Here is a 14,557-nt window from a genome sequence, read left to right as displayed (position 1 = left end):
GTGACTTCGGCGGTGATGTCCTCAAACAGGAAGGCAATGGCGCCATCTGGATGCGGGCGGCCCGATACCGAATAGACCGAGCCCGAGGGCAGGGACCAGGTATCCTGATAGCGGCCTTCGGCGGCGGCCTCGAGCAGGTCTTCGATCTGGTGGCGCCAGCTGGAATAGTTCTTTGGCTCTGGCATCATGCGTTGGTCACGCAGCCGGTCAAAGAAGGTCATCAGAGTGGGGCGCGAGCTAAGGAAACCAGCCGGCAGGGCGGTGAGATCAATCAGCACCGGGTTGAACAGCACCAGCTGCCGGTTGCGATCAAAGATCGCCAGACCGATAGAGAGCTGGGCAAAGGTTTTTGCCAGGGTCTGTACAAAGTTGCGCTGGGCGACTTCGGCATCGACAACGGCGTTTACATCCACCGCGTGACACAGCCAGCCGGCCTCGGTCTCGGTGGTGGAGATATTATACCACAGGCGCTTGTTGGTCTCGGGCATCGAGATCGAGATACGCTCTGGCTTGCCGCTGGTCTTGGGCTCGTCGAGGTTGTCAAACAGCGGCTCGGAGAAATCCACTTCGCGGCCGCGCAGCTTATGGCTGAGATCATCATAGGCCAGGTTCGACCAGGTCACCGCGCCCTCATCTGACTGCAGCCAGACAGGGTAGGGGGCTTGATGCACTGCGGCGCGCAGAGTGGTGAGCTCCTGGTCCAGCGATTTGTTCTGCTCTTCCAGGGTGCTGCGACGCAGCTGCACACGGGTAATGCCGTCAATCCATTCGCAATGGGCTTCGCGGCTCTCGGCAGAGGCTGTGCCAGACAGCACCAGCGGGCCGACGTCTTTCAGAAAGCCGGGGCTTTGGGGCAGGCCGGGGTAGTTGCGGGCCAATTGGTCGCGCAGCATGTTCCAGCTGAAATGCTCGGCGTGTTCGCCGATGAATTTGCGCGCACCCGAAGACCACCCGATCAGGCTAGTGTCATCAAAAAGAAAGACAGCATCAGTACGGCCATCGCCGACCAGCAGATCCTGCTCCATCCCTTTGGACCGTTGCTCAGGCGAAAGCCACCATACGGCCACCACCGCAGTGGCGCAGCAAAGTGTGGCCAGCATTAACCACTCGAAGGAGATGATGTTCTGCATTTTGTCCTGCCTATTCCAGTCCTCGTTGTCCCTACAATGGCCCAGAAATGGTTAACTCTAGTTTAATTGATTACCTAAAAATGAATAGTTAAACTTCTATCCATTTATTTTCTCCCATGGGAACTGCGTTCTCTCCGACCAGGGCGTCGATCTTGTCGCGCGGCCAGGATACCACCACGATTGCACCGCGTCTCTCCTGCGGATGTGGCAGCGGTTTGCTGGCCCCATTGGCAAATTTCAGCTCCGCCCCTGTACGCTCTAACAGGGTTTTGGCGATGAACAATCCCAAACCCATGCCCTGATACTCTGGCCGTTGCTTTTTATCGCTTTCACTGCGCCGCCGTTTCATGAAAGGATCGCCGATACGTCCTAGCAAATGCGAGGGAAATCCGCGCCCGTCATCATAGATATGCAGGCAGATCCTGCTGTCACTCCAGGCGGCATCAATCCAGACAGTGGAGCGCGAAAAATCCACCGCGTTCTGCACCAGATTGCGTAGCCCATGGATGATTTCCGGCTTTCGCAGAATTGTTGGTTGTTGAAAACTGCCATCCTCCAGCGGGCCCTCATCAAACAGGATCACCTTGCCACGATTGAGATGCGGTTCGGCCGCCTCATGGATCACGGTGGAGAGTGGCGCCTGGCGCAGATGCAGGTCATCTTTGCCCGCCCGGCCCATGTCGCGCAGGATATGACGGCAACGTTCTGCCTGTTCGCGAATCAGCACCGCGTCCTCGCGCAGGTCGGGCTGTTCGTCCAGTTCTTCGATTAACTCGCCGCTGGCCAGTTTGATGGTGGCAAGCGGCGTGCCCAGCTCATGCGCGGCGGCAGCGACAACGCCGCCCAGATCGGTGAGCTTTTGTTCCCGCGACAGGGCCAGCTGGGTCGCGGCCACCGCATCCGACATTCGCCGCATTTCCGTGCTGATGCGAAAGGAGTTGGCGCCGATGAACAGGATGGCGATGACGATGGCGGTCCAGTTGCCAAAGATAAAGACATCCGGGATCCGCAGGATAAAGCCCTGGGCGGTGCGCAGCGGCATGTGGAATTCGGCCATCAGGGTGACAAGAATGATGGCAGTGCCGCCAATCAACAGGGTCGAGCGCAGCCCCATCATCGCCGCCGAGATGGTCACTGGCGCCAGCACCAGCAGGGCAAAGGGATTGTGCAAGCCGCCGGTCAGGTACAACAGGAAGCCCAGCTGCAGCAGGTCAAACAGCACCATCAGGAAGTTTTCAAACTCTGACAGGCGTTTGTTTTCCGGAAACACAAAAATCGCCAGGATATTGCTCACCACCGAGATCCCAACGGCCAGAAGGCAAAGCCCCAGCTCCAGCTGCAGATTATAAAGCTGCTGCGCCACGGTGATGGCGATGAGCTGCCCAGCGATGGCAAACCAGCGCAGCACAATCAGGGTGCGCAGGCGAATCCAATGGCTGCGCTCCTGTCCCTGCATCAGGCCAAATTGACTGTCGCTCATGCTAAAGCTCCTGGAGCTTGGGTCTTGTCACTGCGGCTCACAACCCTGTGACCAAGTCGACCGGTTGCATTGCCTGAGTTTCTTGATAGGTCTGGCGGTGGAAACGATCAACTCTCCTCCTGCAACATAAAGTGTGATCAAATGACTCGCCTCTATTCAATTCTTGCCGTTCTTTTTGTCGTAGCCCTGGCTGGCGGCACCTGGTGGATCACCCGTGGTGGCGAGGCCGATCAGTTCGCCCAGTGTCGTGGCAGTACAATTGCCAGCGGTGGCGACACCATCGGTGGCCCGTTTGAATTGGTCAATGCGGCAGGCGAGACTGTCACCGACAAGGATGTCTTTACCGAGCCATCGATCCTGTACTTTGGCTATACCTTCTGCCCCGATGTCTGCCCGATGGATGTTTCGCGCAATGCCGAAGCGATTGATGTGCTGGCGGAACGCGGCATCAGCACCACGCCGGTCTTTGTCTCGATTGACCCAGAGCGCGACACGCCTGAGGTGGTGGGCGATTTTTCCTTTAACATGCATGAAAAGATGATTGGCCTGACCGGGTCGCCGGAGCAGGTCAAAGCCGCCAGCCGCGCCTATAAGACCTATTTCAAACGTCAGCCCGGCGAAGATGATTACTATCTGGTCGACCACTCCACTTTTGCCTATCTGGTGCTGCCCGAGATTGGCTTTGTCGATTTCTTCCGCCGCGATGAAACTCCCGAACAGGTTGCTGACAAGGTCGCTTGTTTTGTTGAAAACATGTAACCGGGCATCAGTTGTTTGACCTTCTTGGTCGGATCTCTAGTATCAAATTCAAGAATGCGCTTATAAGGGCGCTGAATTTAGGGCGGAGAACCGGGCATGACCGAAAACAAATTGCAGGATATTGGACCAGATAAGTCTCTTCTGCTTGTTGACGATGATGAACCCTTTCTGCGGCGCCTGGCAAAGGCGATGGAAAAACGCGGTTTCGAAGTGGAAACAGCCGGATCCGTCGCGGGTGGCAGCGCCATCGCCACGGCGCGCCCGCCTGCCTTTGCCGTGGTTGACCTAAGGTTGGAAGACGGCAATGGGTTGGATGTGGTCGAGGTTTTGCGCGAAAAACGCCCCGATAGCCGGGTTGTGGTTCTGACCGGATATGGCGCTATCGCAACTGCGGTTGCTGCGGTCAAAATTGGCGCCACGGATTATCTGTCAAAACCGGCAGATGCGGCGGATATCATGAATGCCCTGCTGAGCGGCGATGACGAACTGCCCCCACCCCCGGAAAACCCGATGAGCGCCGATAGGGTGCGCTGGGAACACATCCAGCGGATCTATGAGCTTTGTGATCGCAACGTGTCAGAGACCGCGCGCCGTTTGAACATGCACCGTCGGACCCTGCAACGGATCCTGGCCAAACGCAGCCCACGGTAGAGATTCGATGTCGATGAATGTAAGCGGACTGGGCAGCGAACCAGAGGATCAGCCCATGCCCGAAGGCGGCTGGTCCGAGGATCTGCATCTGCTGGCGGATGCTTGTGTCGTGCCGCCCCAGATCAGTGCTTTGGTGCAACCGGCGGGGGTTTTGTACTCGGATGGCAGCTATTGCCCCGAAGCGGCGCTGTGGCGCAAGTTCCGCCCCATTACAACCGAGCCGGAACACCCCAAGAAGATTGCGGAAACCCTGCCGGGGCGTTGGCTCTGGGGCGGGGTGCTGTGGGCGCATTTTGGCCATTTCCTAGTGGAAAGTTCGTCGCGGCTGTGGGCCTTGCCTGAGGTCGAAGAGGATATTCAGGGTGTGTTGTTCATGCCCAAACGTCCCAAGGTGGGCAAGGAAGTGCGCGGGTTCCATCGCGAATTCCTGTCGCTGTTTGGCACTGATCTGCCCATCCATGTGGCCGCGCAGCCAACCCGTGTCGAAGAGCTGGTGGTACCAGGGCAGGGGTTTGGCCTGGGCAAGATCACTGTCGGGACTCGTAAGTTTCGCCGCACGGTACATGATCGTTTTGCCAAGGATGTAGCGCCAGAAGGCCCGGACAAGATCTATATCTCCCGCTCCAAACTGGGGCTGGGCAAGGGCGGGTTGCTGGGCGAAGAACTGTTGGAGACCCTGTTGGAGGCCGAAGGCTACGAGATCTTCCACCCGCAGGAACACAGTCTTACGGTGCAGTTGGCCCGCTACAAGGCGGCCAGGAAGGTGATCGCGGCTGATGGCTCAGCGCTGCATCTCTTTGCCATGGTTGGCCGCCCGGATCAGGAAGTGGCGATGATCCTGCGCCGCAGATCCGGCGCGAACAATCTATTGGTCAAACATGTTGAGAGCTTTAGCAAATGTAACCCGACGGTGATCGGCGGCTTGCGGGCGGAATGGGTGCCAGATGCCCTGCAAAGATCCAGCCGGTTGAGTTTTGGCGAGTTGAACCACCGGGTAATTGGTAAAACCTTGAAGAAGCTTGGTTTTATTTCTGATGCCAGCAACTGGAAAGTGCTGTCGGACGAAGAACGCGATCAGATCCTTGCAGACAAAGGCCTCGGCGGCCAGGCGGGCTTTACCGAGGTGCCAAAGAAACGGCGCAACCGCGAAGCCTGAACAGGCTGTTTTGAGCGGTTTTCTTTCAGAGACGGCTCAGCAGATCCGCGTGACGCTGCACAAAGGACTGACGCACCTGCAAGGGGGGGCGCAGATCAATGGCCAGGCCAGTGATCACTTCGGTTTTTGGTCGGCCAAACAGCTTATTGGCCTCCGTTTCAGAAAACCCGGCAATCTGCACCGCTTCCATCCAGGCGCTGACTTTATCGGCCCGTTTGATCTGCGCCTTGATGGTTTTGGGCAGCTGCGCAGGCAGGCCGAATTTGATGTGAATGGCGGCGGTCAGGCGCTGATCCAGCTCGCTATATCCCGGCCCAACAGCAGCTTTTACCGGCGAAATCATATCGCCAATGACATATTCCGGCGCATCATGCAGCAGGGCCGCCAGTTGCCATTTTACTGGGGCCTTGGGGTACATGCGGGAAAACAGCTCTTCGACCAGCAGCGAATGCTCGGCGACGGAATAGGCAAAATCACCGCGCGTTTGGCCGTTCCAGCGCGCCACAAAAGCCAGCCCATGGGCGATATCGCTGATCTCGATATCCATCGGTGTTGGGTCCAAAAGGTCCAGGCGGCGACCCGAGAGCATCCTTTGCCATGCGCGTGCTGCCATATCTCATTCCTTAGTCGTCATTTTGGGCCCCGGTCAGTGGGATTGTTTCGGCCTGAAACCAGGGTCAGCTATCAAACAAACGGCTTCACAATCAACCTAAAGAGAACTATCCCTGATCTTGATATTTTAACGAGGTAAAAGAGCAATGGATCAGGCAAATCTACCCGATATGGATATGGACAGCTGGAAAGAGCGGTCATCGGAAGAAGTTGGGTTCTGGCAAAACTGGATTCTGACCAAGGGTCATAAATGGCCTCAGGATTTTGCCCTGCGAACTGACCCTAAAACTCCGCTGTACAATAGCATCACAAATTTCATACATGAGCTTGGCATAAAGCCAGGTGCGGATGTTTCGATTATGGATATTGGTTCAGGACCCTTGACCGCGCTTGGGAAGGTCAGTGAGAAATTTAATATCAGTCTCACGCTGGCTGACCCTCTAGCAGAAGAATACAATCGCCTGCTGGACGAGGTCGGCGTGACCGGTGTACCACGTCCGCAGACTGGGTTTTTCGAGACATCAGCCTCGCAATTTGGTTCCGAGGCCTTTGACGTCGTCTGGTGCTGTAACTCGCTTGATCATTCTTTGGACCCGCTGCTGGGTTTGTATAATCTCCTGGACTTATGCAGCATTGGTGGCGGATTGATTTTGCGCTTCCACCCCAACGAGGCAGATGGCGGTGCCTATGCCGGTCTACACCAGTGGAACCTTGATCTGGAAGACGGCCAGATCACGCTGAGTCAAAAGGAGCGCACGGTTAGCTTGATGCCGCTTTTGGAACAGCAGGAAATCCTGGGAATCACCCAGCTCGAAGGCCAAGGCGCGGCAAAGGGCGCGATCATTGTCAGAGTCAAAAAGACAACATCCTGTAACCTGTCTCAGTGTTTGCTGGGCTGAACCGGTCAATCTTCACATTTCATTCTCTTGATCGCCTTTATGGTGCGATTTGTGATAGAGGCCTCGTAAACAAACCTGGAGCAAAGTCGTGACGACTGACTATACTGTAAAAGACATCAACTTGGCGGCGTTCGGCCGCAAAGAACTGGACATCGCAGAGACCGAAATGCCGGGCCTGATGTCGCTGCGCGCTGAGTACGGCGAAGAAAAGCCGCTGAAGGGCGCGCGGATCGTTGGCTCGCTGCATATGACCATTCAGACTGCTGTTCTGATTGAAACACTTGTGGCGCTGGGCGCCGATGTGCGCTGGGCCTCCTGCAACATCTTCTCCACCCAGGACCACGCCGCCGCTGCCATTGCTGAAGCCGGCGTTCCGGTTTTTGCCATCAAGGGCCAGACCCTGGTTGAGCATTGGGACTACCTGGATAAATCCTTCATGTTCCCCGAAGGCGCCAATCTGATCCTCGACGATGGTGGCGACGCGACCCTTTATGTGCTGCTCGGCGCCCGTGTTGAGGCCGGTGAGACTGATCTGATCGAAGTGCCAACTTCTGAAGAAGAAGAAGCTATCTTTGCCCAAATCAAAAAGCGTATGGCGGCAAGCCCCGGCTGGTTCACCAAGACCCGCGAAGCGATCCTGGGTGTGTCCGAGGAAACCACCACCGGCGTGCACCGTCTTTATGAGCTGCAGAAAAATGGCCAGCTGCCGTTCCCTGCCATCAACGTGAACGATTCCGTCACCAAGTCGAAGTTCGACAACAAATACGGCTGTAAAGAATCGCTGGTGGACGGCATCCGCCGCGCCACCGACACCATGATGGCCGGCAAGGTTGCCGTTGTCTGTGGCTATGGTGATGTTGGCAAAGGCTCTGCTGCCTCGCTGGCTGGCGCTGGCGCCCGCGTCAAAGTTACCGAAGTTGATCCGATCTGCGCCCTGCAGGCCGCCATGGACGGTTTTGAAGTTGTGCGTCTGGAAGATGTTGTGTCCAGCGCTGATGTCTTCATCACCACCACCGGCAACAAGGACGTGATCCGCATCGAGCATATGCGCGAGATGAAGGACATGGCGATCGTTGGCAACATCGGTCACTTCGACAATGAAATTCAGGTGGCAAGCCTGAAGAACCACAAGTGGACCAACATCAAAGAACAGGTCGACATGATCGAGATGCCCTCGGGTAGCCGTCTGATCCTGCTCTCTGAAGGTCGTCTGCTGAACCTCGGCAATGCCACCGGTCACCCGTCCTTTGTGATGTCGGCCTCTTTTACCAACCAGGTTCTGGCTCAGATCGAGCTGTGGCTGCGCGGTGATGACTACAAAAACGAAGTCTACATCCTGCCCAAGCACCTGGACGAAAAAGTCGCCCGTCTGCACCTGGAGCGCATCGGCGTTAAACTGTCGAGCCTGACTCCTGAGCAGGCCTCTTACATTGGTGTGACCCCAGAAGGTCCGTTCAAGCCCGAGCACTATCGTTACTAAGATCTGGTCCAGATCTGACAAGAGGCGCCATCCAGGGGAGACCTTGGGTGGCGTTTGCGTTTCAGCGCTTTAGCATGGTCCACAAGCTCTTTGCTCTTCGCATTCTTTCGTCGAGAGCGACTGGTGCTAACCAGGTCAAAAACTCTTCGGCCGAAAAGGTTTCTGGCTGATAGTCGAACAAATCCTGATGCAGCGTAACAGTCTGCGCTTTCGGGTCCACTTCCAAACTGATGATGTTAAAAGCTTCTTCGGTGCGGTATTCCTTGTTTAGGGCTTTGCGAATTAGCGCTTTTACATATGCCACATTGTTGTGGACCTCTGAATCTAAGTACTCGATTGCGATGTCTCTGTTGCTCGCGGTCATTTCAAGTCTCCGTGCACATGCTGCCAATTATTCTACGAACCTCTGGAAACAGCTAGCGGGGAAAAGCCGTAGAATCTTTTCCTTTGTCTCTGACGAGACAGGCGTTAGGCTTTTGTTAAGTCATTGCTAATTCTAGACTTTGACCAACCTGACCTGGAGCTGGAGAATCCCAATGGGTAAGAGAGATGACCTGATCGCGCAATATGCCGATGACCTGAAAACCAAATGCGGCATGGACGTCGATATGGACCTGTTGACCAAGGTTACCATTGGTTGTGGCCCGGCGATCTACAATGCAGATGCTTCTACCGTGGCGTCGAGCCAGGAGAGCGAGCTGGAAACCGTCAAAGACAACTTTCTGATCAAGAAACTAGGCTTGGCAGACGGACCAGAACTGATGGAAGCCATCGGCAAAGTGGTTGAGACCTATGGAAAATCCGAGCGCAACAAATACCGCGCCGTTGTCTACTACATGCTGACCAAGCATTTTGGCAAAGAAGCCGTCTACGGCTAAGCCTCTGGCTGTCAGCCCTGGCTTTTGCGCCGGATAATCCTGGCAGGCTCTGCAATTCCCAATATGAGACACTCGGCCAAGTTGCCGGGTGTTTCGCATTTGAATGGTATTGTCCGTGCATAGCAATTGCCAAATCGCCCTTGGCTGAGCTATCAACTAGGTACCAGCCAGGACGGCTAGGACCGAAATTTTCATACGCGTGTGGTGGATAGTGGAGCACGCGGGGTGGAAGGGAAGATCCTACTCTCCTGTTGGATCTTCCCTTTTCTATTTTTCCGGACCTTGGGTTTTTCAAACCACTTGGCTCCGACGTGGGATTGCAGCAATCCCAAGGCCTGTTGCTTGTCGCGGATATCTGATGCGGAATTGGCCCTTCAGAACAGCGATAGCACCAGGCCGATCACGGCGCAGGCCAGGGTGGCATAGCCGCCATCAATCAGCGTCAGTTTAATCGGCCGACCGCCATATAGGTTGTTCAGGGCAATCCAGGGGCTGATGAAGAACAACCCAACACCAAGACCCGCAACCAGACCCGCGCCTGCCTCGGTGATTCCCGACAGGGCAAAGATATGGCGCATCATGCCGGCCACGATCAGCTGAAGGCAAAAACTGATGGCAAAAATCAGCGGGCTTTGTCCGCATTCGGGTTTGCCATCAGTGCCGCGTTTGATTCCGGCGGCCACCATCCAGGGCTCTGCCAGAATGCTGTAATAGACCGCGCCAAAGGCAAATCCGGCCAAGGCAGCAGCCAAAACATTCAGAATTTCCATGAGTTTCCTCCCAACCTCAGGACCTGGAAAGGTCTTGCATCGGGATCAGATTGGCAGATCAGTTGGGCTCTGTCTGCCCCAAGCCGCAGATCACCTGCCATTCTTCGGCAGTTACAGGCTGCACCGACAGTCGGGAGTTCCTGATCAGAATCATCTCTTCCAGCCGCGGATCTGCCTTGATTTGGTCCAGTGTCACTGGCTGGGTAAAATCGCGGATCGCCTTGATATCAACGCAGTCCCAGCGGGAGTCATCGGTGGTGCTGTCGGGATGCGCCTCGGCGCAGATCTCGACAATACCCACCACCGATTTTTCCTTTTGGGAGTGATAGAAAAAGCCCCGGTCGCCCAGGGCCATTTCGCGCATGAAGTTGCGCGCCTGATAATTGCGCACGCCGTCCCATTCTTCACCGGCATCCCCCTTGGCGACCTGATCCGGCCAGCCCCAGGTGGAGGGTTCCGATTTGAACAGCCAATAGCGCATCAGCCGATGACTTTCTTCCAGGTGATCAACTCGACCGCTTCAAACAGGCCCGCCTTGTTATAGGGGTCAGCTGCGGCCCAGGCCTCTCCCGCGGTCATGTCTTCAACATCCAGGATAATCAGTGATCCGGCCATATCGCCGTTTTGATCGAGCAGCGGGCCGGCTTCGGCGACAACGCCAGTCTCTTCGATATAGGCAAGGTGAGCCGCGCGGTTGTCGACACGGGTCTGCAGGTGGTCCGGCTTGTCGCGGGCGATCAGGGCAATCAGCATGTTATTCCTCTTTCAACGGGCGTGCCAGCAGTTGAGCGCTGGCAGTGGCAATCGTCAAGTCACCATCGAGTAACCCAACAACGGTTTTGGTCAGGGGCATGTCCAGCCCCATGGTTTTGGCCTTGGCCACGGTGGCACGGGCTGTGGCGGCGCCTTCGACGGTGATTTTGGGGTCAAACCCTTCACCTCGACCAATCGACAACCCCAGCTGGTAGTTGCGCGACAGGGTAGAGCTGCAGGTCAGGGTGAGATCCCCAAATCCGGAGAGCCCCGCCAGGGTTTCCGGCTCGGCACCGCAGGCCAGCGCCATGCGCTGCATCTCGGCAAAGCCGCGGGTCATCAGTGCGGCGCGAGCGCTGTCGCCAAGCCCGGCGCCAATCACCGCGCCACAGGCAATGGCGATGATGTTTTTCAGCGCCCCGCCCAGCTCGGCGCCGCTGGTATCGGTGGTGCGGTAAAGCCGCAGATTGGCCGTGGTCAGCTGGTGCTGCAAGTCCCGGCCCAGATCGGCATCGGCGCAGGCCAGGGTCAGCGCGGTTGGCAGGCCACGGGCGATATCGGCAGCAAAACTGGGGCCGGTCAGCAGGGCGGGTTTTGCCGTCGGCAGAACTTCAGTGATCACCGCGATCGGGCCCAGGCCGGTCTGTAACTCGATGCCCTTGCAGCAGGCCACCAGGGTTTTGGTGGCGAGCGCCACCTGATGCGCCTGCAGCACTGCGCGCAGCTTTTGCATTGGCACCGCCAGAAGTAGCACTTCGGACAGGGCGGCCTCGGAGAAATCATGGGTGAGCGACAGATCGTCTGGCAATGGCACGTCCGGCAGGCGGGCTGTATTGCAGCGCTGCGCTTGCATTTGGGCAATGTGATCCGCGTCGCGGGCCCAAAGAGTGACGGGGGATTGTTTGGCCAAAGAGATGGCCAGAGCGGTGCCAAAAGCGCCCGCACCCAGAACGGAAACACTCATGCCTTGGCTCCCTTGCGTCCCGACCCCAGCATGGCGGGGCTGCTTTGATCCAGCGGCCAGCGGGGGCGGGCGGTCAGATCCATGCCGTCGCGCGCACCGGCCTTGAAACGCTCCATCCCGGCATAGGCGATCATCGCGGCATTGTCAGTGCACAGCACCAATGGCGGCGCGACAAATCGGGTGTTCATTTCCTGACAAACAGTCTCTAACGCGGTACGAATGGCAGTATTTGCTGCCACGCCACCTGCCACAGCCAGGGTTGGGGTCTGGGGCGTTTCGTCCAGATAAAGCGCCAAAGCCCGACGGGTTTTGGAGGCCAAAACATCGGCCACGGCGGCCTGAAACCCGGCACAAAGATCGGCGCGATCCTGTCGAGTGAGGCCGAATTTCTCCGCGACGATCTGATCGCGCATCCGCATCAGGGCGGTCTTCAGCCCAGAAAAGGACAGGTTGCAATCCGCGCGTTGGATCAGCGGACGTGGGAAGCGGAATCGTTTGGGATCGCCGCTCTCGGCTTCCTGTTGCACCGAGGGGCCACCGGGCTGCGGCAGGCCCAGCAGCCGCGCGGTCTTATCAAAGGCCTCACCCGGTGCATCATCAATGGTGCCGCCCAGCCGGGTGAAATCCTCGGGGCCACGGGCGATCAGATATTGGCAATGGCCGCCGGACACCAAGAGCATCAGATAGGGGTAGGTGACATCATCGGTGAGCCGCGGAGTCAGCGCATGGCCGGCCAGATGGTTGACGCCCACCAGCGGCAGGCCGGTTGCAGCAGCAATACCCTTGGCGCACATCACACCGGACATGACGCCGCCAATCAGCCCCGGCCCGGCGGTGACGGCGATGGCATCAAGATCATGCAGGGTGACCTCGGCAGCTTTGAGCGCGTCGACAACGCAGAGGTCCAATTTCTCGGCATGGGCGCGGGCGGCGATTTCCGGCACCACCCCACCAAAGGCGCTGTGCAGCTCGGTCTGACCAAAGACAATCGACGACAGCACTTCGGCGCGCTGACCCGGCGCCTGCCGCACCACGGCGGCGGCGGTATCATCACAGCTGCTCTCCAACCCCAAAAGTGTCAGGCTTTGTGTCATGGTCTACCCGTTGCATCAGATTGCTGGTGGAGCTAGCACCTATGGGTGATGCAAACAATCCCAGGAGCCCAAACCATGCGCGACGCCAAAGCCAGCGACAGGAAGGTGGCTCTGTTGATGACCCGCCCGCCCGCCGCATCGGCACGGTTTGTGGCGCAGCTGCCGCCAGAGCTGCTGGTGCGGCTTACGGTTCTCGAGGCACCCTTGCTGGAGATCAAGCTGTTGGAACTGGAGGCGGGACTTTCGTTTGACGGCTATCTGGGCGTGATTTTTACCTCTGCCAACGGTGTAACAACAGCAGGCGTGCCGCCGCAGGGCCTGCCCGCCTATTGCATTGGTGCGCGTACCACTCAGGCCGCTACCGAGGCCGGATGGCAGGCGCAAAATTGTGGCGCGACAGCCGCCGAGTTATGCGGCAGTCTTCAGGCTACCCCCCCGCCGGTGCCGCTGTTACATCTGCATGGGCGCCATACCCGGGGTGAGGTTGCCGAAACCCTGACTGCCGCAGGTCTGCTTTGTGAGGGACGGGTGATCTATGAGCAGCGACTCTTGCCGTTGGAGCCAGAGATCCGCCAGCAGATCGGCGCGCAAAGCGATGTGGTGGTGCCGCTTTTTTCGCCCCGCACTGCGCGGCATTTTGCCAGTCTGGGGCTAGATCAAAGGAATTTGACTTTGATTGCGTTAAGTCAGGCCGTAGCCGAAGAGCTGAAGGGCTTGAACTACAAGGACTTGCAGGTAAGTAAGATGCCTGACGCACCCAGCATGGCTGTGATGGTCCGTGATGCCGCAGTTCGTTTGGCGCACCTTGAGGGTGGCAAACCGGCGCAGTAGGATCGCCGGTATTGTGGTGAGTTTAGGTGATTTTAGAATCGAGGGGAGGCCGGCGTGGCTGACAAGACAACTGCGGATGATGTGACCAAGCCTGAGGCTGGCACGCAGGAGCCAGGCGCAAAAAATGCGCTGCCCTCGGATACGGAGACCCCGACCCCTGAGGAAGAGACCGAGGGGGTTGAGCTTGAAGCTAGTGATGTGGTGAGTTCTTCCGAGACCGAGACCGAGACCGAGACCGAGACCGAGACCGAGACCGAGACCGAGACCGAGACCGAGACCGGCGCGCAAGAGGTTGCTGAGAGCGAAGAGCCTTCCGCCCCTGCGCCGCAGGTTGAACGGATTATCGAAAAACGCGGCGGTTTTGGCTCTGCCCTTATCGGCGGCGCAGTGGCTGCTGTTCTGGGCTTTGTTGTCGGACAAGTTGGCGTGCTCAATTCTGTATTGCCCGCCAGCCTGCAGGGCCCATCGGCCATTGATGTTTCAACTTTTGAAGCCGAACAGGCGCTGTTGAAACAGCAGATCTCGGCGCTTACTGCACAGCAAAAGGACCTGCAACTGCCTGATATCGCTCCGCTGGAGCAGCGGATCGAGGCCGTTGAAGGGGCATTGAGCACGCTTGGCGAGAGCCAGGAAGATGCGGCGCTGGAAGAGGCCGTTGCGGCACTCTCTGCCCGGTTGGATCAGATAGAAACCCGCCCCATTACGGAAAGTGCCTCGCCGGAGGCGGTTGCCGCCTTTGAGGCGGAGCTCGGCAAACTGCAAGAGAGCCTTGGCCAGCAACGCGCCGAGGTCGAAGAGATGCTGGCGGAAGCCCGGCTTACCGAACAGGCCAGCCTTGAAGCCGCCAGAATTGCCACGGCGCAGACGGCCCTGGCAAAAATTCGCGTCTCGCTGGATGCCGGGGGGGCCTATTCGGCCGCCGTGGCAGAGCTGCAGGCGCAGCAGGTTGTGGTCCCGGCAGCGCTCTCTGGCAGCGCCGAGGCGGGGGTTGTCTCGCTGGCCGGGCTGCAGGCCAGCTATGTGCCAGTGGCGCGCGAAGCCCTGGCCCTGGCGCGCGACGGCAACAAGGGTAGCGGTGGTTTGATGGGCTATGTCAATCG

Annotated in this window: 17 protein-coding genes; 8 read left to right on the top strand and 9 right to left on the bottom strand. The window is 57.9% G+C overall.

Annotated elements, in window-relative coordinates; all coding sequences use genetic code 11:
* Together ABJP42_RS09435 and regB are read right to left on the bottom strand one after the other, a co-directional pair.
* Nucleotides 1-1,130: PAS-domain containing protein (locus ABJP42_RS09435; protein WP_348340058.1), on the bottom strand; the 1,130-nt coding region annotated here is incomplete at its 3' end.
* An 88-nt stretch (nt 1,131-1,218) separates the two neighbouring features.
* Entirely contained in the window at nt 1,219-2,610 is a 1,392-nt protein-coding gene (regB, locus tag ABJP42_RS09430) for a sensor histidine kinase RegB (protein WP_348340057.1), read from the bottom strand.
* A 141-nt stretch (nt 2,611-2,751) separates the two neighbouring features.
* Here regB and ABJP42_RS09425 point away from each other — a divergent pair, with 141 nt between their 5' ends.
* The 3 genes from ABJP42_RS09425 (at nt 2,752) to ABJP42_RS09415 (ending at nt 5,176) form a co-directional block, all read left to right on the top strand.
* Entirely contained in the window at nt 2,752-3,369 is a 618-nt protein-coding gene (locus ABJP42_RS09425; protein WP_348340056.1) for an SCO family protein, read from the top strand.
* A gap of 96 nt (nt 3,370-3,465) precedes the next feature.
* A complete protein-coding gene (locus tag ABJP42_RS09420; RefSeq protein WP_348340055.1) occupies nt 3,466-4,020 on the top strand; it encodes an ActR/PrrA/RegA family redox response regulator transcription factor in 555 nt (184 codons plus the stop codon).
* Between the two features lie 7 nt (nt 4,021-4,027).
* Complete coding sequence (locus tag ABJP42_RS09415) at nt 4,028-5,176, top strand: glycosyltransferase 61 family protein (RefSeq protein ID WP_348340054.1); 1,149 nt, start codon at nt 4,028-4,030, stop codon at nt 5,174-5,176.
* 25 nt (nt 5,177-5,201) lie between these two features.
* On the opposite strand, the gene ABJP42_RS09410 is transcribed toward ABJP42_RS09415, so the two are convergent.
* The gene (locus tag ABJP42_RS09410; protein ID WP_348340053.1) at nt 5,202-5,789 is read right to left on the bottom strand and encodes an HD domain-containing protein; all 588 of its coding nucleotides are present in this window, start codon (nt 5,787-5,789) and stop codon (nt 5,202-5,204) included.
* Between the two features lie 145 nt (nt 5,790-5,934).
* Between ABJP42_RS09410 and ABJP42_RS09405 the strand changes: the two genes are divergently transcribed.
* Nucleotides 5,935-6,687 carry a class I SAM-dependent methyltransferase gene (locus tag ABJP42_RS09405; RefSeq protein WP_348340052.1) on the top strand — a complete coding sequence of 251 codons (753 nt, stop codon included), beginning with the start codon at nt 5,935-5,937 and terminating at the stop codon, nt 6,685-6,687.
* 88 nt (nt 6,688-6,775) lie between these two features.
* Nucleotides 6,776-8,167 (top strand): adenosylhomocysteinase, encoded by a 1,392-nt coding sequence (ahcY, locus tag ABJP42_RS09400; RefSeq protein ID WP_348340051.1) that lies wholly within the window; start codon nt 6,776-6,778, stop codon nt 8,165-8,167.
* 61 nt (nt 8,168-8,228) lie between these two features.
* Here ahcY and ABJP42_RS09395 read toward each other — a convergent pair whose 3' ends face one another.
* A complete protein-coding gene (locus ABJP42_RS09395) occupies nt 8,229-8,531 on the bottom strand; it encodes a hypothetical protein (protein WP_348340050.1) in 303 nt (100 codons plus the stop codon).
* 172 nt (nt 8,532-8,703) lie between these two features.
* On the opposite strand from ABJP42_RS09395, the gene ABJP42_RS09390 reads away from it, so the two are divergent.
* On the top strand, nt 8,704-9,045 hold the full coding sequence (locus ABJP42_RS09390) for a DUF2853 family protein (protein WP_348340049.1): 342 nt from the start codon (nt 8,704-8,706) through the stop codon (nt 9,043-9,045).
* Nucleotides 9,046-9,419: 374 nt separating this feature from the next.
* Here the strand turns inward: ABJP42_RS09390 and ABJP42_RS09385 are convergent, their stop codons facing one another.
* Genes ABJP42_RS09385 through tsaD form a run of 5 tightly spaced genes read right to left on the bottom strand, consistent with a single transcriptional unit; the run spans nt 9,420 to nt 12,626 of the window.
* Nucleotides 9,420-9,815 carry a DUF1761 domain-containing protein gene (locus ABJP42_RS09385; RefSeq protein WP_348340048.1) on the bottom strand — a complete coding sequence of 132 codons (396 nt, stop codon included), beginning with the start codon at nt 9,813-9,815 and terminating at the stop codon, nt 9,420-9,422.
* Between the two features lie 58 nt (nt 9,816-9,873).
* Nucleotides 9,874-10,296: an EVE domain-containing protein gene (locus tag ABJP42_RS09380; protein WP_348340047.1), complete on the bottom strand. Its 423-nt coding sequence runs from the start codon at nt 10,294-10,296 to the stop codon at nt 9,874-9,876.
* Entirely contained in the window at nt 10,296-10,568 is a 273-nt protein-coding gene (locus ABJP42_RS09375) for a YciI family protein (protein WP_348340046.1), read from the bottom strand. The genes ABJP42_RS09380 and ABJP42_RS09375 overlap by 1 nt, the downstream gene beginning before the upstream one ends.
* Before the next feature lies 1 nt (nt 10,569).
* A complete protein-coding gene (locus tag ABJP42_RS09370) occupies nt 10,570-11,532 on the bottom strand; it encodes an NAD(P)H-dependent glycerol-3-phosphate dehydrogenase (protein ID WP_348340045.1) in 963 nt (320 codons plus the stop codon).
* Complete coding sequence (tsaD, locus tag ABJP42_RS09365; RefSeq protein WP_348340044.1) at nt 11,529-12,626, bottom strand: tRNA (adenosine(37)-N6)-threonylcarbamoyltransferase complex transferase subunit TsaD; 1,098 nt, start codon at nt 12,624-12,626, stop codon at nt 11,529-11,531. The genes ABJP42_RS09370 and tsaD overlap by 4 nt, the downstream gene beginning before the upstream one ends.
* Before the next feature lie 75 nt (nt 12,627-12,701).
* Here tsaD and ABJP42_RS09360 point away from each other — a divergent pair, with 75 nt between their 5' ends.
* Nucleotides 12,702-13,457 carry a uroporphyrinogen-III synthase gene (locus ABJP42_RS09360; RefSeq protein WP_348340043.1) on the top strand — a complete coding sequence of 252 codons (756 nt, stop codon included), beginning with the start codon at nt 12,702-12,704 and terminating at the stop codon, nt 13,455-13,457.
* 54 nt (nt 13,458-13,511) lie between these two features.
* On the top strand, nt 13,512-14,557 hold a 1,046-nt coding region (locus ABJP42_RS09355), incomplete at its 3' end, for a hypothetical protein (RefSeq protein ID WP_348340042.1).

This window comes from Pseudophaeobacter sp. (assembly GCF_039971195.1).
Classification (GTDB): Bacteria; Pseudomonadota; Alphaproteobacteria; order Rhodobacterales; family Rhodobacteraceae; genus Pseudophaeobacter.
Note: the sequence above shows the minus strand (reverse complement) of the source record. Positions and strands in the feature narration are given on the sequence as shown.